23 protein-coding genes are annotated in these 26415 nt (G+C 72.4%); 8 read left to right on the forward strand and 15 right to left on the reverse strand.

Features of this window, described 5'->3' with window-relative positions:
- Positions 1-43 precede the first annotated feature (43 nt).
- From ACFT32_RS09215 to ACFT32_RS09235, 5 genes are all read left to right on the forward strand, one after another.
- Positions 44-1612: a sugar ABC transporter ATP-binding protein gene (locus ACFT32_RS09215; protein ID WP_382487508.1), complete on the forward strand. Its 1569-nt coding sequence runs from the start codon at positions 44-46 to the stop codon at positions 1610-1612.
- Entirely contained in the window at positions 1609-2682 is a 1074-nt protein-coding gene (locus tag ACFT32_RS09220; protein WP_382487510.1) for an ABC transporter permease, read from the forward strand. The genes ACFT32_RS09215 and ACFT32_RS09220 overlap by 4 nt, the downstream gene beginning before the upstream one ends.
- A 43-nt stretch (positions 2683-2725) precedes the next feature.
- Positions 2726-3889, forward strand: a complete 1164-nt coding sequence (locus ACFT32_RS09225; RefSeq protein WP_382487511.1) for a substrate-binding domain-containing protein — start codon at positions 2726-2728, stop codon at positions 3887-3889.
- 168 nt (positions 3890-4057) lie between these two features.
- Positions 4058-5164 (forward strand): NAD(P)/FAD-dependent oxidoreductase, encoded by a 1107-nt coding sequence (locus ACFT32_RS09230; RefSeq protein WP_382487513.1) that lies wholly within the window; start codon positions 4058-4060, stop codon positions 5162-5164.
- A gap of 147 nt (positions 5165-5311) precedes the next feature.
- Positions 5312-6712 (forward strand): cytochrome P450, encoded by a 1401-nt coding sequence (locus ACFT32_RS09235; RefSeq protein ID WP_382487515.1) that lies wholly within the window; start codon positions 5312-5314, stop codon positions 6710-6712.
- Positions 6713-6763: 51 nt separating this feature from the next.
- Here the strand turns inward: ACFT32_RS09235 and ACFT32_RS09240 are convergent, their stop codons facing one another.
- From ACFT32_RS09240 to ACFT32_RS09265, 6 genes are read right to left on the reverse strand one after another with little or no spacing between them, the layout of a single operon-like run.
- Positions 6764-7582 carry an ABC transporter ATP-binding protein gene (locus ACFT32_RS09240; RefSeq protein ID WP_382487517.1) on the reverse strand — a complete coding sequence of 273 codons (819 nt, stop codon included), beginning with the start codon at positions 7580-7582 and terminating at the stop codon, positions 6764-6766.
- Positions 7579-8544 carry an ABC transporter ATP-binding protein gene (locus tag ACFT32_RS09245; RefSeq protein WP_382487519.1) on the reverse strand — a complete coding sequence of 322 codons (966 nt, stop codon included), beginning with the start codon at positions 8542-8544 and terminating at the stop codon, positions 7579-7581. The genes ACFT32_RS09240 and ACFT32_RS09245 overlap by 4 nt, the downstream gene beginning before the upstream one ends.
- Positions 8544-9386 (reverse strand): ABC transporter permease, encoded by an 843-nt coding sequence (locus ACFT32_RS09250; protein WP_382487521.1) that lies wholly within the window; start codon positions 9384-9386, stop codon positions 8544-8546. Before ACFT32_RS09250 ends, ACFT32_RS09245 begins: the two co-directional genes overlap by 1 nt.
- The gene (locus ACFT32_RS09255; protein ID WP_382487523.1) at positions 9383-10336 is read right to left on the reverse strand and encodes an ABC transporter permease; all 954 of its coding nucleotides are present in this window, start codon (positions 10334-10336) and stop codon (positions 9383-9385) included. Before ACFT32_RS09255 ends, ACFT32_RS09250 begins: the two co-directional genes overlap by 4 nt.
- 6 nt (positions 10337-10342) lie before the next feature.
- Positions 10343-11989: an ABC transporter substrate-binding protein gene (locus ACFT32_RS09260; RefSeq protein WP_382487524.1), complete on the reverse strand. Its 1647-nt coding sequence runs from the start codon at positions 11987-11989 to the stop codon at positions 10343-10345.
- A 13-nt stretch (positions 11990-12002) separates the two neighbouring features.
- Positions 12003-13190, reverse strand: a complete 1188-nt coding sequence (locus ACFT32_RS09265; RefSeq protein ID WP_382487526.1) for a C45 family autoproteolytic acyltransferase/hydolase — start codon at positions 13188-13190, stop codon at positions 12003-12005.
- A 117-nt stretch (positions 13191-13307) separates the two neighbouring features.
- Here ACFT32_RS09265 and ACFT32_RS09270 point away from each other — a divergent pair, with 117 nt between their 5' ends.
- Both ACFT32_RS09270 and ACFT32_RS09275 read left to right on the forward strand, forming a co-directional pair.
- Positions 13308-14222, forward strand: coding sequence for a MurR/RpiR family transcriptional regulator (locus tag ACFT32_RS09270; protein ID WP_382487528.1), 915 nt, complete (start codon positions 13308-13310; stop codon positions 14220-14222).
- Between the two features lie 127 nt (positions 14223-14349).
- A complete protein-coding gene (locus ACFT32_RS09275; protein ID WP_382488833.1) occupies positions 14350-15831 on the forward strand; it encodes an MFS transporter in 1482 nt (493 codons plus the stop codon).
- 18 nt (positions 15832-15849) lie between these two features.
- Here ACFT32_RS09275 and ACFT32_RS09280 read toward each other — a convergent pair whose 3' ends face one another.
- The 7 genes from ACFT32_RS09280 to ACFT32_RS09310 form a co-directional block, all read right to left on the reverse strand.
- Positions 15850-18759, reverse strand: a complete 2910-nt coding sequence (locus ACFT32_RS09280) for an ATP-binding protein (RefSeq protein ID WP_382487530.1) — start codon at positions 18757-18759, stop codon at positions 15850-15852.
- Positions 18760-18966: 207 nt separating this feature from the next.
- Positions 18967-19884, reverse strand: coding sequence for a (-)-alpha-amorphene synthase (locus ACFT32_RS09285; protein ID WP_382488835.1), 918 nt, complete (start codon positions 19882-19884; stop codon positions 18967-18969).
- Between the two features lie 73 nt (positions 19885-19957).
- The gene (locus tag ACFT32_RS09290; protein WP_382487532.1) at positions 19958-21409 is read right to left on the reverse strand and encodes a cytochrome P450; all 1452 of its coding nucleotides are present in this window, start codon (positions 21407-21409) and stop codon (positions 19958-19960) included.
- 299 nt (positions 21410-21708) lie between these two features.
- Positions 21709-22068 (reverse strand): peptidase dimerization domain-containing protein, encoded by a 360-nt coding sequence (locus ACFT32_RS09295; protein ID WP_382487534.1) that lies wholly within the window; start codon positions 22066-22068, stop codon positions 21709-21711.
- Between the two features lie 11 nt (positions 22069-22079).
- Entirely contained in the window at positions 22080-22343 is a 264-nt protein-coding gene (locus ACFT32_RS09300) for a M20/M25/M40 family metallo-hydrolase (RefSeq protein WP_382487535.1), read from the reverse strand.
- Positions 22344-22825: 482 nt separating this feature from the next.
- On the reverse strand, positions 22826-23299 hold the full coding sequence (locus tag ACFT32_RS09305) for an SRPBCC domain-containing protein (RefSeq protein ID WP_382487537.1): 474 nt from the start codon (positions 23297-23299) through the stop codon (positions 22826-22828).
- A gap of 35 nt (positions 23300-23334) precedes the next feature.
- Positions 23335-23754 (reverse strand): DUF779 domain-containing protein, encoded by a 420-nt coding sequence (locus ACFT32_RS09310; protein ID WP_382487539.1) that lies wholly within the window; start codon positions 23752-23754, stop codon positions 23335-23337.
- Positions 23755-23837: 83 nt separating this feature from the next.
- On the opposite strand from ACFT32_RS09310, the gene ACFT32_RS09315 reads away from it, so the two are divergent.
- Complete coding sequence (locus ACFT32_RS09315) at positions 23838-24593, forward strand: thioesterase II family protein (RefSeq protein ID WP_382487541.1); 756 nt, start codon at positions 23838-23840, stop codon at positions 24591-24593.
- A gap of 1 nt (position 24594) precedes the next feature.
- Here ACFT32_RS09315 and ACFT32_RS09320 read toward each other — a convergent pair whose 3' ends face one another.
- Positions 24595-25239 carry a LuxR C-terminal-related transcriptional regulator gene (locus ACFT32_RS09320; protein ID WP_382487543.1) on the reverse strand — a complete coding sequence of 215 codons (645 nt, stop codon included), beginning with the start codon at positions 25237-25239 and terminating at the stop codon, positions 24595-24597.
- On the reverse strand, positions 25227-26414 hold the full coding sequence (locus ACFT32_RS09325) for a histidine kinase (RefSeq protein ID WP_382487545.1): 1188 nt from the start codon (positions 26412-26414) through the stop codon (positions 25227-25229). Before ACFT32_RS09325 ends, ACFT32_RS09320 begins: the two co-directional genes overlap by 13 nt.
- Between the last annotated feature and the right edge of the window lies 1 nt (position 26415).

Genomic DNA, 26415 nt, shown 5'->3' on the forward strand with positions numbered 1-26415 from the left:
CGCAGCGCCTAGTGAAATGCCCGAAATGCTGTAATTTGATCGAGTGCGCGACGCTCCCGACACTCCGGCGAAGGCGGCTTCGCCCTTCGGACCGGAGCCCTTGGTCCGTATCCGCGGGCTCAGCAAGCGGTTCGGCGGAACCGTCGCGCTGGCCGGGGTCGACCTCGATGTGCACGCGGGCAGCGTGCTCGCCCTCCTCGGCCCCAACGGGGCCGGAAAGTCCACGCTCATCAAGGTGCTCGCCGGAGTCCATCACGCCGACGCGGGGCAGATCACGGTGGCCGGGCAGCCGCTCGGCACTCCCGCCGCCTCCCGCGGGATGTCCTTCATCCACCAGGACCTCGGTCTCGTGGAATGGATGACGGTCGCCGAGAACATCGCCCTGACCACCGGGTACGGCCGCCGGACCGGGCTGATCTCCTGGCGCCGCACCCGCAAGCGCTGCGTCGACGCCCTGCGCGTCGTCGCCGTTCACCTCGACCCCGACGCGCCGGTCTCCGGGCTCGCGCCGGCCGACCGCTCGCTGGTCGCCATCGCCAGGGCCCTGGCGGCCCGCGCGAGGCTCATCGTCCTCGACGAGCCCACCGCCCGGCTGCCCGCCGCGGACAGCGCCCGGCTCTTCGACGTCCTGCACGACCTGCGCGACCGCGGCCACGCCGTCCTCTACGTCAGCCATCGCCTGGACGAGGTCTACCGGGTCGCCGACACCTTCGCCGTCCTGCGCGACGGCCACCTCGTCAGCCACGGCAGCCTGCGGGACCACAGCCCGGCGCGCCTGGTCCAGGACATCGTCGGCGAGGAGGAATCCCTTGCCCCCCGCCCGGCCCCTGCCTCCCCACCCACGCCCCCGGCAGCAGGGGCACCGCCCGTCCTGACTCTCGACTCCGTACGCACCCCCCTGGCCGGCCCCGTCAGTCTGGAGCTCGCGGGCGGGGAGGTCCTCGGGCTGGTCGGGCTCTCCGACGCCGGGCACACGGACCTGGGCCGGGCCCTCGCCGGCGACCGGCCGATCCTGGGCGGGCGGGCCGTACTGCACGGACGCTCGTATCACCCCCGTACCGTCGCCGAGGCCGTCGCCCTCGGTGTGGGGTTCGTGCCGGGGGACCGGCTCCGGGAGAGCTGCCTTGCCGAGTTGACCGTACGGGAGAACCTCCTGGCCAACCCGCGCGCGGGAGGCGTGGCGGCGCCCCGCTGGATCGGGCCCCGGCGCGAACGCGGCACGGCCCGCGCCCTGATCGAACGGTTCTCGGTCCGCCCCCGCGACAGCGAGACCCCCATCGCCACACTCTCCGGCGGCAACCAGCAGAAGGTCATGATCGGCCGCTGGCTGCGCACGGAGCTGCGGCTGCTGATCCTCGAGGAGCCGACCGCGAGCGTGGACATCGGCGCCAAGGCCGCGATCCACCGCCTGCTCGACGAGGCACTGGAGGCAGGCCTGGCGGTCCTGCTCCTGTCCACCGACTTCGAGGAGGTCGCGAGCGTGTGCCGGCGCACCCTGGTCTTCGTCCGCGGGTCGGTGACGGCCGAGCTCAGCGGCCGGTCGCTCACCGTCGCCGGGCTCACCCGGGCCGCCTCGGCCATCCCTCCGTCCAGCGCCGCGACGCACCCATGACGACCCCCCGGACCCGACCGCGCAGGCCGGGCGGACATCACATCGGCGCCTACGGCCTGCTCGGCCTCACCGCCGTTCTCTACCTGGTCTTCTCCCTCGCCCTGCCGAACACCTTCCCCACCCTGGACACCCTCGACTCGATCCTGTCCAACCAGTCGATCCCCGCCGTCCTCGCGCTCGCCGCCATGGTCCCCATCGTCACCGGCGCGTTCGACCTGTCGATCGGCTACGGCCTCGGCCTGGCCCATGTGATGGTGCTGCAGCTCATCGTCAACGAGTCCTGGCCCTGGCCGCTCGCCTGTCTCACGGTGATCGCCGGAGGCCTGGTCGTGGGCGTCCTCAACGGCGTCATCGTCGAGTTCGGCCGCATCGACTCCTTCATCGCCACCCTGGGAACCGGCAGCATGCTGTACGCCGTGACCGGCTGGATCACCGACGGCAGCCGGATCGTCCCCGGCCCGCAGGGCCTCCCGCCCGCGTTCACCGACCTCTACGACTCCACGTTCCTCGGCCTCCCGGTGCCGGCCTTCTACGTGCTCGCCCTCGCCGGGATCCTCTGGCTGGTGCTGGAACGGCTGCCGCTCGGCCGGTACCTGTACGTCGTCGGGTCGAACCCGCGCGCGGCCGACCTGGTCGGCATCCCGACCCGCAAGTACACCGTCTACGCCTTCGCCGCCTCGGGGCTGATCGTCGGCTTCGCCGGCGTCCTGCTCGCGTCCCAGCAGCAGATCGGCAACCCGAGCGTCGGCCTCGACTACCTGCTGCCCGCCTTCGTCGGCGCCCTCCTCGGCTCCACGGCGATCAAGCCCGGCCGGCCCAACGCCCTCGGCACCGTCGTCGCCGTGGCCGTCCTCGCCGTCGGACTCACCGGCATCGCCCAGCTGGGCGCCGACTTCTGGACGGTCCCGCTCTTCCACGGCGGCACCCTGCTCATCGCCGTGGGCCTGGCCGGATACGCCGCCCGGCGCAGGCTGCGCGGAGGGGCCGCGGCGCGTGACTCGCCCGCGGCACCGCCCCCGCCACCGTCCGCCCCGGCGCCCGGGGCCGGAACGGCGGGCACACCTCCCTGACCCCCGGCACGCCCCGCCGCGCCGATCCCTCACAGGAGCTTCCGTGCACCGCAACCACAAGCCCGCCCCCGCGGTCCGCACCGCGCGGCTCGCCTCCTGCGCCCTGCTGGCGACCGCGGCCGCCCTGGTCAGCTGCGAACGCGGTTCGTCGGACGGCGCGGACGAGACCGCCACGGGCCCGAGCGGCTGTCCAGCCGTCCACGCCAGGGCCCAGGCCGCCGTCACCCGGGCGGAACGGACCGACATCCCCTGGGGCGGGCCCACCGGCGGACCCGCTGCGGTCTCCGGCAGGGCGATCGTCTACGTCGCCCAGACCATGACCAATCCCGGAGTCGCCGGCGCCGCGAAGGGGGTGCGGGAAGCCGCGCGGGTCATCGGATGGGACGTCCGGGTGATCGACGGCGGAGGCACTCCGGCCGGTATCCAGGCGGCCATGAGCGAGGCCGTGGCCCTCCGGCCCGCGGGCATCGTCATCGGCGGGTTCGATCCCGACTCGACGGCGTCGCAGGCCGCGCGGGCCAACGCGCAGGGCATCCCGCTCATCGGCTGGCACGCGGTGCCCGAGCCCGGCCCCAGCCGGCGGCCCGACCTCTTCACCAACGTCACCACCCGGGTCCAGGACGTGGCCCGCATCAGCGCGCAGTGGATCATCTCCGACTCGGACGGCCGCGCCGGGGTCGTGGTCATCACCGACGCCTCGATCCCCTTCGCCAGGAACAAGTCCGACCTGATCAGGAAGGAACTCGCCGCCTGCTCGGGCGTGAAGCTGCTCTCGGTCGAGAACATCCCGATCCCCGACGCGAGCAGCCGCACCCCGCGGGAGATCTCCTCCCTGCTCTCCCGGTTCCAGGACCGCTGGACCCACTCCGTCGCCATCAACGACCTCTACTTCGCCGACGCCGCCCCCGCCTTCCGCGCGGCCGGGGAGAAGGGCTCAGGACCGCCCTTCAACATCGGCGCGGGCGACGGCGACCCGTCCGCCTTCCAGCGCATCAACAGCGAGCAGTACCAGGCCGCCACCGTGCCCGAGCCGCTCACCCTCCAGGGCTGGCAGATCGTCGACGAGTTCAACCGCGCCTTCGCGGGCCGCCCGGCCAGCGGGTACACGGCCCCCGTCCACATCGCCACGGAAGGCAACAGCGAGGGCGCCACGACCTGGGACCCCTCCGGCTACCAGGAGGCGTACCGGAAGATCTGGGGGAAGTGACGGCCGGTCAGGATGCCGATCCCTTCACGGAACATGCACGGAACCTCGAAATCCCTTTAAGTTTCAAGGGCTAATCTCACCCTCAGTCGAGTGGCCGCCGGGGGTCGATCCGAGCGGGGCCCGTCCGCGGCGGCACTCGCACCCCCCACCAGGCACAGGAGACTCGGTGTGTACGACGGCGACGTAGTGGTGATCGGCGGCGGATACGCCGGAGTCCGGCTGGCGAAGCGGCTGGACGGCCTCGCCCGGGTCACGCTGGTGGACCGCAAGGAGGTCTTCTTCCACCGCGTCGCCTCCCTGCGCGCCGGTGTCCGCCCCGAGTGGACCCACACCCCCTTCATCCCGTACGACCGGCTGCTCGGCAACGGCCGCGTGGTCGCGGGCAAGTGCGTCCGCGTCGACACCGCCGAGCGTCAGGTCGTCCTCGCCACCGGCGAGCGGCTGCCCTACGACGTGGTCGTGATCGCCACCGGCGCCGACTATCCCGAGCCGGCCCGCTTCACCGGTACCACCACCGAGGAGGCGGCCAAGTCGTTCGCCGAACACCAGCGCAGCGTCGCCACGGCCGAACACGTCCTCGTCGTCGGCGGCGGACCCGGGGGTGTCGAACTCAGCGCCGAGATCCGCCTCGCCCGCCCCGACGCCCGGGTCACGCTCGCCCACTCCGGTCCGGCGCTGCTCGACTCCACGGGCAGCACCCGGCCGGGACGCAAGGCCCGGGCCTGGCTCGAGTCCCACGACGTCGAGGTACGGCTCGACGCCTTCATGTCACCCGGCAACGACTTCGGCACCTACCGCGACGCCCGCGGCGCCGTCCTCGAGGCCGACCTGTCCTTCTGGGCGACCGGCACCACCCCCAACACGCTCTGGCTCCGCCTGGCCGGACACGGCGACTGGCTCAACAGGGACGGACACGTCAAGGTCGACCGGACACTGCGCGTCGAGGGGAAGCTCGACGTGTTCGCCGTCGGCGACGTGAACGACGTCAGCGAACTCAAGATCACCCCCGCCGCCCTCGCCCAGGCGGACATCGCGGCCCACAACATCCGCGCCTACCTGCAGAGTTCCGGCAAGCACCGCAAGGAGCCGCGCTTCTACCGGCCGATCCAGCGCACCCCGCTCATCGTGCCGTTCGGACCGGCCGACGGACTGACCGTGCTGCCCGTACCCGGCGGCGAGTCCGCCGTCCTCGGCAGCCGCACCACCACCCTGGCCAAGGCGAAAACGCTCATGACGCCCTACATGCGCCGCCAACTCGGCTACACGGCGGCCTGATCCGCGGCACGCCCCGTCGCCGGGCAGCCCTCGTCACCCCACCCCCGGTCGTTACCCACGAGTTCGTCCTGGGGTAGGGTCCCCACCGTTTCCGGCTACCGGCTGATGGGGTGCCGGTACGGGGCGTGTCGGAGGGGTGGCAAGACGATGGAATCCCAGTGGGGTGACGGCGGATCCGTGGACCTGGACGACACGCGGCTGGAGACCTTGAGTCCCGAACCGCTGCTGACCCGGGACTACGAGACACGTCCCTCGCTCGTGTACGAGCGGCTTCGGAACGAACACGGCCCGGTCGCTCCGGTCGATCTGCTGGGGGTGCCCGCCTGGCTGGTCCTGGGCTACCGCGAGTCGCTCCAGGTGCTCCAGGACAACGACGGTTTCCCCAAGGGGCTGGAGAACTGGCGGGCCCGCTCCGAGGGCAGGGTGCCGGCCGACTGGCCGCTCGGCCCGTCCCTGGAGGTCAACCACATCCTGATCCAGGGCGGCCCCGGCTACCGGCCGCTGCGTTCCGCGTGGGACGTGGCCCTCAAGCCGTTCCAGGACCCGCGCCACCCGCAGGCGAAGCGCCTGAAGTCCGCCGTCACCGCCTACGCCGACGAGCTGATCACCCTGGTGGGACAGGGCGGCAGGACCGGTGTGGCGGACCTGTCGGCGCAGTTCTCCCGGCCGCTGCCGCTGATGGTGGCGAGCCATCTGCTCGGCTTCCCCGGCTCGCAGGGCGACGACGCGCTGATGGACATGTGGCGCGTGCTCGACGCCGGCCCGGACGCCGAGGCAGCGCTGGAGCGCCTGCTCGCGACCCTGGCGGAACTGGCCGCGGGGAAGCTCGAGAAGCCGGGCGACGACTTCCCCTCGTACCTGCTGGCCGCGCACCCGGACCTCTCCCTCGACCATCTCGCCCGCGAACTCTTCATGCTGCTCGGCATGACCTCCGACCACGTCGGCATCCTCATCTCCAACACCGTCGTCGAGGTCATCTCGGGGGAGGGCAGTGTGCGCGCCAGCCTGTCCGCCGGGATGGTCAGGGAGACCATGAACCGGGTGGTGATGCGCAAACCGCCCCTGGTGAACTTCGTCCCGCGCTTCGCGGCCCGGGACACCCCGCTCGGCAACTACACGATCCGCGCAGGCGAGCCGGTCTGGGTCTCCCCGGGTGCCGCGCACGCCGACCCGCTCTTCGCCGACCACGTGGCCTCCGGCACCACCATCAGCACCCGGGCGCATCTGTCCTGGGGAGCCGGACCGCGGCAGTGCCCGGCCCGGGAGCTCGCCTCGACGGTCGCGGCGGCCGGGGTGGGGCGCCTGTTCGAGCGGTTCGACCACCTCGACCTCGCCCTGCCCGCCGACCAACTGCCCTGGCGTTCCTCCCCGTTCATGCGGGGCCTGCGCTCGCTGCCCGTGCGGTACGAACTCGCCTCGGCGCCCGTGCGGCCGGCGGCGGACGACCCCGCCCCGGGGGTGGCGGAGGAGGTCCTGCCGGACCCGTCCGCCCGGCAGCGCTCCTCGCTGTGGCGGTATCTGACGGGCCTGATCCGCGGCGGCCGCTGAGGCCGCACGCGGGACCGACGGTGGTGTCGCGCGCTGCCCCGTCCTGTCGCCTCAGGGACCCAGCGCGGCCGCCCGGGCCTCGACCGCAGTGGCCGGGTCCCAGCCCTCGCCGGGAACGGCCGCGAGCAGCAGCTTGGTGTACGGGTGGGCCGGATCGGAGAGCACCTGCCGGGTCGGGCCCTGCTCGACGATCCGGCCCCGGCGCATCACCAGCACGTCGTCGGTGATGTGCTGCACCACCGCCAGGTCGTGCCCGACGAAGACGAGCGCGACCCCGGTGTCCCGGCGGATCTCTTCGAGCAACCGCAGGATCTGGGCCTGGATCGACACGTCCAGGGCGGCCACGGCCTCGTCCAGGACCAGCACCCGCGGGCCCGGGGCGAGCGCCCGGGCGATCGCGAGACGCTGGCGCTGGCCCCCCGAGAGCTGCCGGGGCCGGGCCGCTGCCTCCCGTTCGCCGAGGCCGACCCGGTCCAGGAGGTCAGCGGCCAGGTCCTCGTCCCGGCCGTGCAGGCGCAGCGCGGTGCGCAGGCACCGGTCGGCCGTGAGCCGCGGGTCGAGTGAGACGTACGGGTCCTGGAAGACCATCTGGATCTCCCGGGCCCGGGCCAGCCGGGCCGCCTTTCGCCGGGGCGTGCGCGCCTCCCGCGGGCGTCCGTCGACGCTGACGGTGCCGGCGTCGGGCCGCACCAGACCGACCAGCATCCGGGCCACCGTCGTCTTGCCGGACCCGGACTCCCCGACGATCCCGAGCGAGCCGCCCCGGGGCACACCGAACGACACCTCCTCGGCGGCGGTGAGCCGGCCGCGGCCGGGCAGGGAGTAGGACTTGCGCAGGCCGTCGGCGACCAGCAGAGGGCCGTCGGTCATGGCGTGCTCCTTTCGGCCGGGGCCGCCGCGGTGGCCACCGCGGCCGGTATCCGGCGGCAGGCGGCCGTTCCGCCGTCCGGGAGTTCCGCCGACGTCGGCCGCCAGGTGTCGCACTCCGGCTCGGCGTCGGGACAGCGGGCGGCGAACGGGCAGCCGCTGAAGACGTCGGACAGGGACGGCGGGCGCCCCGGGATGGGCAGCAGGGTGTGGGAGGTGTCGCCCAGGGTGGGCGAGCAGGAGAGCAGTCCGCGGGTGTAGGGGTGCGCGGGGTCGGCGAACAGCGCCTCGGCGGTGCGCTCCTCGACGACCCGGCCGGCGTACATGACGTACACGCGGTCGCAGTACGCGGCGGCCAGGTGCAGGTCGTGCGTGATGAACAGCATCCCGGCCTGCTGCTCCGCGCGCAGGGTCCGCAGCAGGGCGAGGATCTCCGCCTGGGTGGTGACGTCGAGCGCGCTGGTGGCCTCGTCGGCGAGCAGCAGCCGGGGTCGCACGGCCAGGGCGCCCGCGATGACGACCCGCTGGAGCATGCCGCCGGACAGCTCGTGCGGGCGCTGCTTCAGCCGGCGTTCCGGGTCGGAGAGGCCGACGGCGGCGAGGAGTTCGACGGCCCGGGCCCGGTCGGCGCCGCGCTCACGGAGGAAGTCCCCGATGCGCCGCACGGGATTGAGGGCGGCGCGCGGGTCCTGGTGGACCATGGCGACCGTGCGGGCGCGGTGCCGGCGCAGGTCCTCGCCGCCGAGGGCGAGGACGTCCGCGTCGCCGGCCCGGACGGAGCCGGAGGCCGTGGCCCCGTCCGGCAGCAGGCCGAGGGCGGCCTTCGCCGTGGTCGACTTGCCCGAGCCGGACTCGCCGACCAGGCCGACGACCTCGCCCGGATCCACACGCAGGGACACCTCGTCCAGCAGCGGCCGGGCGGCACCCGGGAGCTGCACCGTGAGGTGGTCGAGGGTGAGCAGCATCAGTTCCGCCCTCCGAGCCGGTCGGCCGCCCAGACGCCGACGACGTTGAAGGAGACGACGACCGCGGCGATGGCGGTGCCGGGCACCAGCGCGGGCAGCAGCGCGCCCTGGACGACGGCGGCCTGCCCCTCCTGCACCATCAGACCCCAGTCGGAGCTGGGCGGCTGGGCGCCGAAGCCGAGGTAGGACAGGGTGGCGAGCGACATGAGCGCCTCGCCGAACAGCACCACCAGGTAACCGGCGACCGACCGGCCCAGGTTCGGCACCAGGTGGCGCGCGCAGATCCGGGCGCCGCCCATGCCCTGGACGCGGTAGGCGTCGACGTAGGGCTTGCGGCACTCGGAAAGGGCCAGTGAGCGCGTGTACTTGGCGACCGTCGGGGTGTAGGCGAGACCGAGGGCCAGGACGGACGTGGTCATGCCGGTGCCGAAGACCGCGATGATCAGGACGGTGAACAGCAGCCCGGGGAAGGCGTACATCACATCCGTCAGCCGGGAGACGAACGCGTCCGTCCAGCCGCCCCGCCAGGCGGCCAGCACACCGAGGGTGACGCCGAGCAGCGCGGCCACCGCGAGGAGCAGCAGCGGGGCGATGAGGCTGGTGCGGGCGCCGTACAGCACCCGGGAGAGGAGGTCCTGGCCCGAGGAGTCGGTGCCCAGGAGGTGGTCGGGGCTCGTGCCGGCGAGCGAGGCGGACAGATCGATGGCGTCGGGGGCGTAGGGCGCCAGCAGCGGGGCGAGCACGGCGGCCAGGACCACCAGGCCCAGGAATCCGCCGGCCACCAGCACACCCACGGGGCGTCGGGGGCGTACGCGGACGGGGGCGAGGGTGAGCGCGGTCATGCGGTACGGGCCTCCTCGCGGACGCGCGGGTCGAGCAGCGGATGGACCAGGTCGACGACGGTGGTGACGACGACATAGCCGGTGACCATGAGCAGCAGCACGGCCTGGGCCACCGGGAAGTCGTGGGTGTTGATCGCGCCGACCAGCAGCGAGCCGATGCCGCTGATGCCGAAGGCGGTCTCGACGACGACCGTCCCGGCGAGCATCCCGGCCATGACCAGGCCGCACATGGTGACGATCGGGCCGAGCGCGTTGCGCAGCACGTGCCGGCGGACGATGTCCCGCTCCGGGATGCCGGAGGCCCGGGCGGCCTCGACGTGGTCGGACGCGGCGGCGTCCGCCATGGCCTGCCGGGTGACCCGGCTGATGAGCGCGAGCGCGCCGAGGGCCAGCGACAGCGCGGGCAGCGTCAGATGGTGCAGGGTCCCGGCGAAGCCGCTGCCGGTGCCCGTCACCGGGAACCAGCCCAACTGCACGCCGAACAGCGACACCAGGGCGATCGCCGCGACGAACGAGGGCACGGACGCGGCGAGCGTCGTCCCGCCGACCACCGCGGAGTCGACCCAGGTGGACTGCCGGATCGCGGCGAGGATGCCGGAGCCCACGCCGAGGACGACGAACAGCACGGTGGCGTAGACGACCAGTTCGACGGTGGTGGGCAGCCGGGCCGCGATCAGGTCGGCCACCTGGTCGCCGTACTTGAAGGAGCGGCCGAGGTCGAGGTGGACGCAGTCGGCGAGCCAGCGCCCGTACTGCACCACCAGCGGCTCGTCCAGGTGGTACTGGGCGCGGACGGCCGCGAGCCGCTCGGGGGTGAGCTCGTCGCGACCGCCGGCCAGGAAGACGGCGGGGTCGCCGGGGGCCGCGTAGACGGCCGCGAAGATGACGAAGGATGCGGCGAGAAGCGTGGCCAGGAAACCGGCCAGGCGCCGTACGATCCGGGCGGCCATGCCGGCTCAGCCCTTCCTCGCGCCGAGGCCGGCCGCCCACGGGTAGTACAGATAGGCCTGGGAGGCGGGCGCCCCGGTCAGTTCGCTGTTCAGCACCAGCACCGAGGGCACCTGGGCGACGGGGATCCAGACCGCCGCGTCGGTGAACCGCTTCTGTACGTCGATGGCGAGGGCGGCACGCTTCGCGTCGTCCAGCGTGGACAGCGCCTGGTGCACCTTCTTGTCGTAGGTGGCGTCCTTGAAGCCGATCCAGTTGTTGGAGGAGTCGGACAGGCCGTTGTCGTAGAAGCCCATCGGGTCGGACTTGGAGATGTACCAGTCGCCCACCAGGACATCGATGCCCGCGCGGGCCTGCGGGTCGCTGTAGAACTCCTCGAACTGGGTCGTCGGCACCGTCTTGACGTCGCCCTTGAGCCCGATGCGCTGGAGGGCGGCGCGCAGGGCGTTGGCGACGACGGTGCGGCCCTGGCTGGCGTCGGTGCCGATGACGATCGGGGCCGCCGGTGCGCCGGCCTCCTTCACGAGCTTCTTGGCCTCGGCGATGTCGTCCGCGTCGGGTGAGGCGGGCGCGCCGGCCGCCAGCTCCTGCTGCGCTGCGGCGAACTCCGGCTTCGCGTAGCCCCAGGAGCCGGAGCCGACCGGGGCCGCCCACGGCTGGACCAGGCCGCCGTAGCCCGACTTGGCGATGCCGGCGCGGTCAAGGGCGAGGGACACGGCGCGTCGGACACCCGGGTCCTTCAGCCCGCCGCGTTCGGTGGGGATGAGGTCGAGGGTGGCGGTGGAGGGGCCGTAGTACTGGCTGAGGCCCTTGACGTCGCGCAGCGCGGAGGCGGTGTTGGGCGACTCGGCGAAGGTGCCGTCGGCCGCGCCGGTCTTCAGCGCGTTGACCAGGGCGCTGTCGGAGGCCCAGCGGAAGACGACCTCCTTGGTCAGCGGCTGCTCGCCCCAGTAGCCGTCGTGGGCGCGGATGGTGATCGAGTCACCGGACTTCCAGCCCGTCAGCTGGTACGGGCCCGAGCAGGCGTCGCCCTGGCCGGGGGTGCCGAAGTCCTTGCCCGCCTTCTCCACCTGCTCCTTGTTCCAGACGATGCCGGCGTCACCGGCGAGGGCCTTGGTGAACAGCGCGTCGGGCTGTTCGAAGCGGACGGTGATCTCGTCGGCGCCCGTCTTCGTCATGGCCGAGACGTTGGTGAACTCGTCGCTCTGTTCCATGTCCGGGTCGGCGTGCCGCTTCAGGCTCCACAGGACGTCGTCGGCGGTGAGCTTCGAGCCGTCGTGGAAGGTGACACCGGAGCGGACCTTCAGGACGAGGGTCTTGTCGTCGGGCGTCGTCGCCTTCTCGGCGAGGAACGGCTTGACGGTCATGTCGGGCTGGAGCTGGTAGAGCCGCTCGCAGACATTGGTCAGGACGACACGGCCGGCGCTGGAGCCCTGGCTGTCGAGGTCGAGGGAGTCCGGCTCGTCCTCCAGCAGCCAGTTCACCTTCTGGACCGAGCCCTGGGCGGCGGGTGTGGTGGGGGTGAGCTTCAGCCGCGCTGCGTCGACCGGGCTGCCGCCGGTCGTGGCGGTGTCGGCGCCGCTGCATCCGACGGCGGTGAGGAGACCGGTGACGACCAGCCCGCAGGTCACCGTCCCGCGTGAGTTTCTGTTCATCGGCGTTTCTCTTTCAGCTGGTGCGGCGGGCCGGGGAGCCGTCGGGGCCGTCGTAGAGGTTCCAGGGAAGGTGCTGGTAGTCGCGGTCACAAGGGGTGCCCGCCGTGACGTGGTAGTCGCCGGTGGTCAGGTCCACGCAGGAGGAGACCAGTGTGGCCCAGTGCTCCACGGCGGGCCTGCGGGTGTCGGGGTGCGTGCACAGCGACTCGGGCAGGCCGAGGTGGTCGGAGAGGGCCTGCTTGATCAGCTTGCGGGATTCGTCGGGGCCGGTGGAGCCGCGCAGCGCCCTCAGGCCCTCCTCGGCGCGGGGGACACGGACCAGGGAGTCCGGGGAGAGGGGACGGTAGTCCGCGGCGATGGCCGCGGGGACGCCCGCCTGGTAGTGGTTGCCGTGCACCAGCAGACCGTCGGTCGGATACATCCAGCCGTAGCCCGCGGGGGTCGTCTCGACATCGACGGCGAAGCCCTCGCGGCAGGTAAGCAGTGCGTTGGAGGCGATATGGGCCCGGGTGCGGCACAGCACGTCGAGGGCGTCGGTGATCGCGTGCTGGTCGAGGACGCTGCGGCGGACGACGGTCTGCGGCAGGCCGACCGTGTCGTCGAAGCGCCCGCCGAGCCCGTTGGCGTTGAGGGCGATCCCGGCGGAGTTCGCGCCCTGGCGGCCGATCTGGCCCGCCTCGACCTGCATGATCAGGGTCGGCGCGGGCGGCTGCACGATCCGCAGCATGACGACCGTGCCGGCGGCCGCGGCCCGCCAGTCCCAGTTCTGGCCCGCCCAGACGTGCCCGTCGCCGCTGGCGGGACCGTAGGCGGCGAAGGAGGTGCAGCCCTCGGCGGGCTCCTCCTCGACGACGGCGGCGTCCGCGTCCGCTTCCATGGCCGCGAACGACTGGTCGTAGAGCACCTCGCCGCGTGCGTTGAGGGCGAGCACGTCGAGCAGCGAGACCCCGGCGCCCTCGGCGGTGCCGCGCATCTCCTCCAGCAGGTGCGGGGCGTAGGAGGCGACCGGCTCCTGCCAGCGGGCGGCGCGGGCGGTGACCTGCTCCCAGGTCAGGCCCGCCGAGTGGCCGAAGGCCTCCTCGTAGTAGGCGAGCGCGGTGTGCAGCCGGTCGCGGACGGCCTCGCCGTACTGGCGGCCGCGCTCGACCGGGGTGCCGGAGATCTCGACGAGGGGGAGGGACGGGGACGCAGGGGGTGCCATTGTTCTCCTCGCAGTGGAGGGCTGTGTGCCGCACCGACGTGCTGTAACGTCGATTACGAAAACTGCTCCTCTTGGAATGCGTTGTCCAGGAGAGTAACGGCCGACACGAGGAAGTCAATGCCTGTAACGGAGATTTCAGAGCCCGGGGATCTGGGAGAGGGCGTGGCCCGCCTCCGCGCCGCCGTCCGCGACCACTGGGAGGCCCTGTCCGCCTCCGAGCGCACGGTCGCCCAGTACCTGGCGAGCGCTCCCGTGGAACAGCTGCTGTTCGCCAGCGCCCAGGAGCTGGGCACCGCCAGCGGCACCAGCAACGCCACGGTCGTCCGTGCCCTGCAGCGCCTCGGCTACGGGGGACTCCCCGCCCTCAAGCGCGAGCTGGCCACCGGCTTCACCGCGGCGGTGGCACCCGAGGTGCGGCTGAAGCAGCGCATCGCCCACGTCGGGCGCGACCTGGACGGCATCTGGGGCGATGTGCTCGACGAGGCCCAGGAGCGGATCGAGCAGACCCGGCGGCTCACCGACCAGGACTCGCTGCGGGCGGCGGTCGCGGCGCTGGCGGACGCCGGGGAGGTCCACTGCTTCGGCATCGCCGCCTCCGAAGCGGCCGCCCGGCACCTGGCGCTCGCGCTCGGCCGTATCGGCCGCCGCTCCCGGTTCCTCGACGCGACCGGCTTCGCCCTCGCCGACCATCTGCTCGGCCTGCGCCAGGGCGACGCCGTGGTGATCTTCCAGCCCGGACGCGCTCTCACCGAGCTGACCGTCCTCGTCGAGCGGGCCCGCGCGGTCGGGGCCCGCGTCGTGCTTGTCACGGACGAGTTGGGCGAGGAGTTCGGCGACCGCGTCGACGCCGTCCTCACCGCGCCGCACACCCCGACCGGAATCACCTCGGAGGCGCTCACCGCGCTGGTCGTGGCCGATGTCCTGCTGCTGGCCCTGACGACCCTGGACGAGGAACGGGCCGTGGACACATCGCACCAACTGACCGTCCTGCGCGAGCAACTGCTGTCACCGAAGGGCAACCGCAGGAGCTGACGGTGATCGAGTGGTGAGGTCCAGGAGGCGGGCGTACCGTCGAACGGTGGACACCGCAGGCAGCAGCCCGCAGCCGGCTTCACCACAGGCGGCCACCACCAGGGAATCCGGTGGTGGCGGAAACGCGATGGCGCTGTTCGTCATCGCCTCCTGCCAGCTGATGGTGGTCCTCGACATCACCATCGTGAACATCGCGCTGCCGCACATCCAGAGTTCGCTGGACTTCTCCACCACCAGCCTGTCCTGGGTGGTCAACGCCTACACCCTCACCTTCGGCGGCCTGCTGCTGCTCGGCGGCCGGGCCGGCGACATCCTGGGCCGGCGGCGCGTCTTCATCTTCGGCGTGCTGCTCTTCGTGCTGGCCTCCCTGCTCGGCGGGTTCGCCCAGAACTCCGGCCAACTCCTCGGCGCACGCGCCCTCCAGGGCGTCGGCGGCGCCATCGCCTCTCCGACGTCCCTCGCCCTGATCAGCACCACCTTCCGCGAAGGGCCCGAACGCAACCGCGCCTTCGGCGTTTTCGCCGCGGTCTCGGCCGGCGGCGGCGCGATCGGCCTCCTCGCCGGCGGCATGCTGGTGGAGTGGCTGAACTGGCGGTGGGTGCTCTTCGTCAACGTGCCCATCGGCCTGCTCATCGTGCTCGCCACGCCCCGCTACATCAGGGAGTCCGAACGTCACCCCGGACGCTTCGACATCGCCGGCGCACTCACCTCCACCGCGGGCATGGTGCTGCTCGTCTACGGGTTCATCAGAGCGGCGCAGGACGGCTGGCGGGACCCGCTCACGCTGGCCTCCTTCGCCGGGGCGGTCATCGTCCTGGCGACCTTCATCCTGATCGAGCGGCGCTCCAGACAGCCCATCACGCCCCTGCACATGTTCGCCGACCGCAACCGTGCGGGCACCTACGGCATCATGCTGTGCCTCGCCGCCGCGATCTTCGGCATGTTCTTCTTCCTGACGCTCTTCGTGCAGAACGTGCTGGGCTTCAGCCCGCTGGCGGCCGGACTGGCCTTTCTGCCGGTCAGCGCGGTCATCGCCGTCGGCGCCGGGCTGGCGTCGCGGTTCCTGCCCGTCTACGGGCCCAAGCCGTTCATGGTGGTGGGCGCGATCCTGGCGGCCGCGGGCCTCGCCTGGCTCACCCTGACCGATGTGCACTCCACCTACGCGGGCAGCGTCCTCGGCCCGATGCTCGTCTTCAGCCTGGGCATGGGCATGGAGTTCGTGTCGCTGACCCTCATGGCGCTGTCCAACGTCTCCACACCCGAGACCGGCGCGGCCTCCGGACTCCTCAACGCCACCCAGCAGGTCGGCGGCTCGCTCGGCCTGTCCATCCTGGTCACGATGTACGGCACGGCCAGCACCAACGAGGCGGAGAAGCAGGTCCCGGACTTCCTCCGGCAGGCGACCCCCGCCGAGCGCCTGCGGTTCGAGCAGACCGGGCAACTGCCGAAACCCTGGTCCGACGAGATCCTCACCGCCGGTGTCTCGGCCGCCTTCATCATGGCGGCGATCTTCACCGCCGTCGCCGCGCTGATCGCCCTCGTCGTCATCCAGGTCCGCCCCTCCGACCTGGAACGCCTCAAGGGCGGGGCGGGCCCCGGCCCGATGTGAGGCCCGCCCCCCGGCTCGCTACCGCCCGGGCCGGCGGCAGTTCTCCAGTGCGTCGGCGAGGCCCGCCGTGTCCGTGCCGAGCTTGCGGTACACGGAGGACAGCAGCTGCCGCACGCCCTGCTCGGTGATCCGCAGGTCCTTCGCGACCACGGGCGCCGGGTGGCCCTGGGCCGTCTTCTCGGCGGCCCGGCGTTCCGGGCCCGTCAGCATGTCCGTCTGCGGGTAGCGCAGGGGCAGCGGACGCAGTCCCGCGGCGGAGAGCTCCCGCCTGGCCCGGGCGGCCAGACCGTCGGCACCGCAGTGCACCGCTCCCTCCAGCCCCTGGTAGAGCCGGTCGGCGGCGTCGTGCAGCTCGCCGCTGCGGACCAGCGCGGCGCCATGGCCCACCAGGGCACGGGCCAGTTCGTACGCCGCGGGCGACCGCTCCAGATGATCGACGGCCTGGGTGTGCAGATCGAGCGCCGCCGGCCCGCCCGTCACCTCCGCCTGGACACGCAGCGCCTGGCCGATCGCGGACGCCGCACCGAAGTCCCGGGCTCGCTTGGTGGCGTCCTGGGCGTGCAGCACCGCCTGGTCGGGGGCGGTGCGGGCGAGCGCCGAGGCCAGTCCCAGCTGCCAGGGGCACCACGAGGGGTTGTGCCAGTCCCGTGACTCCAGCCACTCCCCGACCTGGGACAACAGGCGCGCCGCCTCGGTGAGTCGCCCCTCCGCCAGGAGCAGCTCGGCGTACACCGTGCGGGGATCGGGGAAGATGACGGCGTTGGGGACCACGTCGCCGTAGTGGTACGTGTCGGCGAGGCGGCGCGCGGCCGTGGTCCGCCCGCGGGCCAGCAGGATCTGGATGAGAATGCCGATGGCGAACCACTGGGCGGGCACCGCTCCTTCGACGCGCTCGGCGGTGTGCAGCCCGGCCCGGACGAGTTCTTCGGCCTCGGGCAGGCAGCCACGGCGGTAGCGGATATAGCCCAGAAGCGTCTGGCCCTGCGCCAGATGGGAGCCGCGCCACCCCCTGTGCTCGCACTCGGCCATGCCGTCGGCGAACAGTTCCTCGGCCCGCCGCGGCTGGTCGCAGTACATGAACAGCAGGGCGACCGCGGCGGGCACCTCGAAGCCGCGGTTCTCGTCGGTCCAGCTCATCCCTCCGCTCAGGGCCTCCTCGGCGAACCCGACGGCGCTCCGCCGCGGCTCGCCGCGCACGAGGGCGTCCCACGCCCGCAGCCCGAGGATGTAGCGCTCCTCCAGGCCCCGGCCGGTCAGCTTGGCTGCCAGCCGCGCCAGCCGGCGCGAGCGGGCGGAGGAGTCCGGCTCGTCGGCGCGAAAGGCGCTCCACACGAAGTGATCTGCCTGCATGCGCAGCCTGACGCGCGCGTTGGTGGCGCGCCGCGCCTCGTCGGCGGCGACGGTCGCGGCCTCGGTCAGCCGGTCGGTGTGGGCCAGTGCCTGGGTCAGCCGGTAGACGATCGAGGCGCGCAGGTCGGGGTCGATCCCGGGTTCCTTCAGCGCCTCCCGGAGATGGCTGACCGTGGCCGTGGGCTCGATCAGGAAGGTCGAGCCGGCCAGTTCGTGGAGCAGGGCGGCGCGGTCCTCGGCGGGCGGTGGTTCCCGCAACGCCCGGGTCAGCACGCGCCGGGCGGCCTCCGGGGCCCCGGCGCGGAGGTACTCACGCGCGGCGGCGCGCAGGCACGCGACCGTCTCGGGCCGGCCGTCGCAGGGCACCTCCAGCAGGTGACGGGCGGCGGCCATGGGGTCGGACTCGACCGTCTGGGCGGCGTTGGCGGCCGCGTCGTGCATGCCGACGCGCAGGCCCGAGGGGATGTCGTGGTAGACCGTCGTGGCGATCAGCGGATGGACGAACTCCAGGGCGCCCGCGGGCTCGTCGGCGAACGCGAGGATGCGGCAGGCGCGCAGCTTCTCGGTCGCTTCGACGGCCTCCGCGCTGCCGACCACCGCGAGGTCGGCGGCGGCCTCCGAGGAGAAGGGCCCGCCCAGGACGGCGCCGGCCCACGCGAAGCGGACCGTGCTCGGGCCGAGCCGCTTGAGGCGGGCGATCAGGCCGGGGCCCTTGACCGCCGCGGCGAGGTCCCGCATCACGGGCACCTCGTCCTGGGTTCCCCGCAACCGCCGCTCGCGGAGTCCGATGGCCAGTTCGACGGCCTCGAAGGGGATTCCGTTGGTGACCGTCCAGCACTCGCCGCAGAACTCGTCCTCGGCTTCCTCGCCCACTTCCTCCCTGATGATCCGCGCCACACCGGCCTCGCCGAGCGGCGACAGGACGTGCGGGCGCTGCTCGTGGCGTTCGACGAGCGTGCGGAAAGAGGTGGCGTCGGGCGGGAGTTCGTCCGGCCGGTAACCGATGACCACCAGAAGCGGGAGGTCCGCGACCCGCGGCGCGAAGGAGGCGAGCCAGTCGAGGGACTCGGTGTCGGCCCAGTGCAGGTCGTCAAGGAGCAGAACGACGGGCGCGTTCAGCATCGTCAGGCGCGTCATGACCCAGTCGAGGCCGTCGCGCACTCCGGTCGGGTCCGGCATCCGGGCGGTGTCCGTCGCCTCGAGACCGAGCGCGGCACCGACGATGTCGTACCAACTGCCCAGGAATTCCCGGCGCTCCGGCCCGCTCATGCCGGCCAGGACGGGCTGCATGACCTGGCGGACGACACGGAACGCCAGCCCCTGCTCGTTCTCGCCGCCCTTGCCCGAGAACACCGTGAACCCCTGCGCGGCGGCGCGGGCGCGCGCCGCCGCGATCAGTGTCGTCTTGCCGAGCCCGGCCACACCCGTGAAGGCGAGCAGCCCGCCCTGCGGTGTCCGGGGCACGCCCTCGGCGGTGTCCCGGAGACCCGCCAGTGCGCGATCGATGGCCTGGAGCTCCTTGTCGCGTTCGAGGAGAGGCCGGTGTTCGGTGATCGGTTGCCGCAGCCCATGGGCCATGTGGTCTACCGCTTCCTGTCGTTGCTCCCCGCTGGACGGGGCGAGCGTACGCCCAGAAACAGGCCGTTTGACCGGGAGGTAACAGGAGGTAGACAGGGCGAGTGAATTTCCCGCAGGAGCGCTTTGAGTCCCCGCCATTCGGGGTAGCGTGGTCCGTTTCCGCCCCTTTCGGGAGACCTGCGGGGGAGGTGACCGCCGGGCAGACGGTCAGAGCCCTCCGGGTGCGGCCATCGTGTCGGCGTACCGCGGCACGGTACGGGACCAGAAGTAGCATCCGCGGATCCAGCCGGCCATGCCCTCCACATAGCCGATGCCGGCCGGGCTCAACTCGGGCCTGAGCTCACCGTAGAGCTCCTCGAACTCGCGGATCGTGCGGTTGATGTGCCGTACGGCCAGGGTGACGGCCACCGGCAGGGAGCACCGGTGTGTGCGCTGGTAGGCGAGGGCCAGGTTGATCATGCCGCCCGCGCGCTGTTCCTTCACCGCGGAGAAGAGGTCGGGTATCCACACCGCCGCGTCGGCGGACAGCCGGCTCAGGCGTCGCATGGCGGGGTGATGGATCTCCTCCGGGGTCAGTTCGCACCGCTGGGCGGCCTCGCACAGCGGGTAGAACGGCTCGACGCCGGCGATGAGGGAGCGTATGGACCGGCACAGCCCGCTGCCCACCGGGTCGGAATGGACCTGGGCCGTCGCTTCGTACAGGAGGCCGTGCACGTACTCACGGCTGTTCCAGGCCCATCGCGCGGCCTGATCGGGTGTGCACCGGTCCCGGACCTGTCGGTACAGGTCGGCCAGGGCCGCCCCGAGCGGGGTGGTGGGCGGCCGGCCGTCCCGCAGGATCGCGACGCTCTCGCACAGCATGGGCAGCAGCAGGCCGGGCGAGCGCCGGCCGACGTCCTCCGCCCGGTCGTCGAAGACGAACTGGTAGGCGATCTGGTTGGCCACGATCTGGAGGAGCCCGGAATCCATGTCCGGACTGTTGCAGGCCGCGAGTTCGGCGGGACGCGTATAGGAGATCATGGCTGCCACTGCCGGGTCATCGGTCAAACCCCAGGTCCTGAGCCATGAGTCGACGCCGGCCGACGCTTCGGGTGCGTGGGGATTGCGCTGGAACGGGAATGGCATGTAGAGGTTCGCGTCGATCAGGTCCCGGAGATTGACCGCCTGAATTCCGCCCTGTGCGGCGAGCGTTATTTCCTCATGCGTCGTGGACATCGTTGCCACCTGCTGTTCGGGAGTTGTGGACGACGGGTGCGACAGCGGTGCCCACCGGCTTCCTGACCCGTGGTTCGCAGGTCATGACCAGTCCCCTCGGCCCCAGCGAGGCCGCCGGACGCAGCCGTTCCTCGTAGCCGGGCAGATGGCGCAGTCGCCAGTGGCGGGTGATGAACGAGACGGCCACCATGGCCTCCGTCATGGCGAGCGTCTCCCCGATGCACTTCCGGCGGCCCGCCCCGAACGGGATCATCGCTCCGGGCCGGACCGTGACGTCCCGTCCCGGCAGCCAGCGATCGGGGAGGAAGCGGTCGGGGTCGGGGAACAGGGCGGGGTCGTGGTGCAGGAGGTACGGGCTGAAGACGACCGTGGCGCCCCGCGGGAGCCGGTGCCCGGCGAGTTCCGTCTCCTTCGTGGCGACCCGGGTGAAGAGCCAGCCGGGCGGGCGGTGGCGAAGGGTCTCGGTGACGACGCTCCGCGTGCGGACGAGGCGCGGCAGTTCGTCGGGGCCGGGCGGCCGTCCTGAGGCGAGCACGGCGTCGACCTCGGAGTGCAGCCGGCGTTCCTCCCCGGGATGCCGCCCCATCAGCTCCAAGGCCGAGGAGAGGCACAGGGCAGTGCTCTCGGCGCCGGCGAACATCAGCGTGATCACCTGGCCGTGGACCTCCCTGTCGCTGATCGCCGTCCCCACGCCGACGCCCCGGGCCGCCGCCAGCAGGGTTCCGAGCAGATCGTCCCGGTCGTCCTGGGCGGCCCCTCGCCGGCGTTCGGCGACAGCCGCGTCGACGATCGCGCGCAGACGGTCGGAAGCGTGCCGGTAGCGCCGGTTCGCCGGAGTGGGTACACGGAACAGGGCGTCGACCGGCATCACCGTGCGGACGAACATGCCGCGGACCACGGTGGCCAGGCACCCCCGCATCTCGTGGGCCGTCGCGGCGTCGAGCGAGTCGGAGAAGAGGAGGCGGCTGATCACGCGTGTCGACAGGTCCATCATGGTCGCGCTGACGTCGACCGCCTGCCCGCCCCGCCACCCGCGGCACACCGACTCCACTTCCTCGCCCATCAGTTGCACCTGGTCGGCGACACGGGCCTTGCGGAAGCCGGGCTGGAGCAGCCTGCGCTGGCGCCGGTGATCCTGATGGCGGCAGGTGCCGACGCCGTCCCCCAGTAATGTCCGCAGCCGGTCGTAGAGCGGGCCGCCCTTGTCGAATGTCTCCGGGTCCCCGAGCACCTGGTGGACGAGGTCCGGGTGACAGGCCATCCAGGCGCGCTGCGGACCCAGGCGTATTTCGACCAGATCCCCGTGCGCGGACAGAGATTCCAGAAAGGCCAGCGGGCGACGGACCAAGTCGATACCGTGGCCCAGGAATGGGAATATGCCTGGAGCAGTGCCCACTGTCCAATTTCGGGCCGGTCCGGGAACGGAGCCGCTCATCGAAAACCACCTGCCTCGGTCGGCACACGGGATTGTGGTGCGGTCGCGTCGATTTGACGCTCGCCACAGTCCTGCCCAGTGAAATCTGCCGACGGCTCGCCGAATCCTTTCTCCATAGGGGCGCACGGAAGCACGGAGGGGCGTCGGGCGAATCACGATTGCCGCATGCATTCAGTTTTTTAATGCTTTTCTGTGCACGGAGAAATCCGTGTTCCGTCTGTGCTCCTGAAGAGCACGGCAGTCGCCTGACACGTCTGGCATGAACATGGAGACCACGAGGCAGTGGAGCCGTCCTGGCTTTACGGCTCCCGCCATGGCCATTCCCACCAACAGCGCGGTGCGCGGCGGGACGTGGTCCAGCAGGACGTGTTCGTGCCGGGCGTGGGAGCCGTCGCCCACCGCTCCCAGACCGTCGAGGACGGGACGGTCCAGCGCGGCGTCGATCCGGGCCGCTTCGGCGGGGTCGGCGATTCGTACGTCGATGCCGCAGCCGCCCGGCCGGCGATGACGTTGCGACCCGTGCCGCCGCTGATCAGCCCGACGTTGACCGCCGTCCCGCGCTCCCGCGAGCCCAGCCCGGCTACCCGGGTGACCAGTTCGGCGAGCGCGTGCACGGCGCTGGCGCCCTTGTACGGGGCGAGGCCCGAGTGCGCCGCCACGCCCTCCACCGTCACATCGAACAGGCCGACACCCTTGCGGGCCGGGAGACGGGACTGCCGATCTCCTCGTCGCCGTTGAACAGCAGCCGTACCGACGGGCGCGGCAGGTCCAGCTCGCGCAGCAGGCACAGCGCCCACACCGCCTGCGCCAGGCCGCACTTCATGTCGAGGACGCCCGGCCCCGTGGCCCGGCCGTCCTCGCTCACCCGGAAGGGCCACTCGGCGAGGGTGCCGGCCGGCCACACCGTGTCGTAGTGGCACAGGACCAGCACCACCCCGGGGGGACGTGCCCCGGCAGAGCAGCTCCAGCATGTCGCCCCGGGCGCCGCCGTCATGGCGCCGGGACTCGTCCGGCGGGCCGAGCCGGTGGTGCGTCCAGGCCTCGACGGCGGCGAGCCCGGCGGTCGGCAACGCCTTGTCGTCGCCGGGTGTCTCCAGCTCGACCAGCGTCCGCAGATCACCGGTGATCTCCGGCAGGGCGGCCCGGGCCAGCGACTCGACACGGGTCAGGGACAAGCGCGCTCCTTGTCGTACGCACCACGGGCAAGGAACCCGCCGTCCTGCCCAACCTCGGCGGCACCCTCCCCAACGACGCCTTCGCGGACATCCTCGGCCTGCCGGCCGTCTGGATCCCGCACTCCCACCCGTCCTGCTCCCAGCACGCCCCCGACGAACACCTGCTGGAAGCGGTGGCCCGAGAGGGGCTGGGCATCATGGCGGGCCTGTTCTGGGACCTGGGCGAGCGACGGACCGCGCCCTAGGTGACGTCCGGGCCGGATTCTACGAACCGGGCCAGATTCGCCAGGGCCATCCGGGTGCCCGTCTCGTTGTCCGCGGCGGGCACGGCGTCGGGGACGCCCTCGTGGACCACGAGGACGCCGGTGCCACCGCCCTCCGCGTCGGTGAGAGTTGTCGTCATGGTCATCGAGCCGGCCAGCGCGGGGTCGGCGGACTCGAAGGCGAGTACCTCGACCACCTGCTCGTCCGGTACGAGCCGCGCGAAGTGGCCGTGGTACGTGTCGGTGTGCGCGGCCGACTTCCCGGTGGCGTCCGGTGCGTCGTACATCAGCGAGATGCGGAACCTGCCGCCCTCGCGGGCGTCGAACTCGTGCACTTCGCTGCTCATGCCGGCCGGCACGCGCCAGCGCGCGATCGCCTCCGCGCTCACCAGCGCCCGGTAGACGGCCGGACGCGGCGCGTCGACATGGCCGGAGACCCGCGTCGTGTACATGCGCCCACCCTACGGCGACACGCGCACCGAGCCGTTCAGGCCCGGCCGGGCTCGTCCGCCCCGGTCGGCAGCGGTGGCTCCGCCTCGATGTGCCGCAACTCCTCGTCGGTGAGCAGCCGGGAGCGGATCAGGAAGCGGACACCCTCCGGGGCCTCCAGGGAGAAGCCGCTGCCCCGGCCGGGGACGACGTCCACGGTGAGATGGGTGTGCGCCCAGTACGTGTACTGGTCCGCGCTCATCCAGAACGGGGTGTCCCCGGCCACCTGCCCCAGCAGGACGTCCGAGCCACCGACCCGGAACTCGCCGCGCGGGTAGCACATCGGGGCGCTGCCGTCGCAGCAGCCGCCGGACTGGTGGAACATCACCGGCCCGTGCGCCCCGGTCAGCCGCCGCAGCAGTTCCCCGGCGGCCGGCGTCAGTTCGACACGTTCCGTACGGGTGGGGTGGTTCGTCATGCGATCCCTCCTGGCCGGTCGGTCCGTCTATCTTGGCAATCGGTACGAGCATGTCGTTCCGAGCATGAGAACAGGAAGGCCCCATGACCGCCACCGATCCGTGGATACGACGCTTCTTCCCGAGCCCCGACGCTCCCGTACAACTGGTCTGTCTGCCCCACGCGGGCGGTTCGGCGTCCTTCTTCCGGCCGGTGGCGCAGGCGTTGAACCCCCGTGTCGAGGTGCTCTCCGTCCAGTACCCGGGACGCCAGGACCGGCACAACGAGCCCATGATCGACACCATCGACGGTCTCGCGGACCAGGTCAGCCGGGCCGTGACGCGCACGGTGGACCGCCCCTTCGCCCTGTTCGGGCACAGCATGGGAGCGACACTGGCCTTCGAGGTCGCCGTACGGCTGGAGCTGGCCGGGCGGTTCGCCGAGCGGGTCTTCGTCTCGGGACGCCGCGCACCCTCGTGCTCCCGCGACGAACGGGTGCACCGGCGTGACGACGCCGGGATCATCGCCGAGCTGCGCGAACTCAGCGGCACCGACCAGCGGATCTTCGGAGACGAGGAGCTGATGCGCATGATCCTGCCGGCCCTCCGCAACGACTACCGCGCGGTGGAGACCTATGTGTGGGCGTCCGACCACCGGCTCCGCAGCCCCCTCACCGCACTGACCGGGGACGAGGACCCCAAGGCGAGCCACGACGAGGTACGCGCCTGGAGCGCCCACACCGAAGGCGACTTCGAGATGAAGCGTTACCCCGGCGGGCACTTCTTCCTCATCGACCACGCACCGGACGTGATCGGCGTCATCGGCGAGCGTCTGGCCAGGCCCGCCGCGACCCCGCGCTGACTCACCGGCCGTTCAGATGGGCCAGTACGGCCAGCACCCTGCGGTGACCGCTGTCGCTGGGCGGAAGGCCGAGTTTCAGGAAGACGTTGCCGATGTGCTTGCTGACGGCGCGTTCGGTGACGACGAGGGTCCGCGCGATGGTGGTGTTGTCGTGGCCCTCGGCCATCAGCTTCAGCACCTCGCGCTCACGCGGCGTCAGCGAGTCCAGGGGCGAGTCGCGGCGCCGGGTGAGCAACTCGGTGACCACCTCCGGGTCCAGGGCCGTACCACCGCCCGCGACCCGGTCCAGGGCCTCGAGGAACTCGTCCACCCGGCCCACCCGGTCCTTGAGCAGATAGCCGACCCCGCTCGCCCCGCCGCCCAGCAACTCGGCGGCGTACGACTCCTCCACGTACTGCGAGAGCACCAGCACGGGCAGCCCGGGAATTCTCTCGCGGGCCTCCAGCGCGGCGCGCAGGCCCTCGTCCCGGAAGCCCGGCGGCATCCGGACATCGAGCACGGCCGCGTCCGGACGGTGTTCCAGCAGCGCCGGGAGGACCTCGGGGCCGGTGCAGGCGACGGCCGCCACCTCGTGCCCGGCCGAGGTCAGCAACAGCACGAGCCCTTCTCTGAGCAGGGCGTTGTCCTCGGCGATCACCACACGCACGGCAGCTCCACTTCGATCACGGTCGGCCCCCCGAAGGGGCTGGTCACGGTCACGGTCCCGTCCAGGGCGGCGACACGGCGGCGGATGCCCAGCAGCCCGGAGCCGCCACCGGACTCGTCCGCGCCGCCCACGCCCTCGTCCCGGACGACGGCACGCAGCCCGGTGCGCAGGCGTTCCAGAACGACCGACGCCCGGCCGGCGCCGCTGTACTTGGCGGCGTTGGTGAGTGCCTCCGCCACGGCGAAGTAGGTGGCCGCCTCGACGGCGGCCGGGGCCCGGGCCCTCTCGCCCTCCAGACCGTCCACCCGCACGGTCACCTCGAGCCCGCTGGCCGCGGCCAGCGCCCGCACCGCACCGGCCAGGCCCCGGTCGGTGAGGATCGGCGGATGGATGCCCCGGACCACGTGCCGCAGCTCGGTCAGGGCTTCCTCGGCCTGGTCCTGCGCGCCGGCCAGCAGCCGGTGCGCGGCCCCCGGGTCACGGTCGTAGGCACGCACTGCCAGCCCGATCCGCATCGACAGGGCCACCAGCCGGGCCTGCGTCCCGTCGTGCAGGTCCCGCTCGATACGGCGCAGTTCGGCCCCGTGCGCCGCGATCGCGTCCGTCCGGGTGGCGGCCAGCTCCTCGACCCGGGCGGCCAGCCGCGCCCTGGGCGAGGGCTTGAGCAGGGTCTCCGACCAGCCGGCCTCCACATCGGCGAGACGGGTGATCAACGGCAGGACGAGCGCCTCACGGCGCGCCGGCCCGCACCGCACACCGTCGACGACAAGCCCCAGCGGCCACAGGGGCAGGGCCAGGAAGAACAGGGCCCCGTAGACATAGGAGGCGGCCATCCAGCGCAGGTCGGTCAGGGTGCCGGGGTCGCGGACCGCGATCCGCAGCCGCTCCTTCAGCGGACCGGTGACGGGCTCGTACGCCTCGGGGATCTCCCGGCCCGTCCAGGCGGCCACCAGGGCGCGCTTCGCCCCGGCGATCCGGCGGATCAGCAGCACCGTCTCGGGCAGCAGCCACGCCCCCACGACGGCGACCGTGGCGATCGCCGTGATCAGCAGCACGGTGATGAACAGGTACAGGCCGAAGGCCAGCAGCGCGGCGGTGAACAACTGGAGCGTGGCCCGCCCGGCCTGCCACACCGCTCTGCCCAGGACGGTGTCCGGACCGGCCCGCTCGGCCACC

The sequence above is a fragment of the Streptomyces sp. NPDC057002 genome, from assembly GCF_042673825.1.
In the GTDB taxonomy this organism is placed as follows: domain Bacteria; phylum Actinomycetota; class Actinomycetes; order Streptomycetales; family Streptomycetaceae; genus Streptomyces.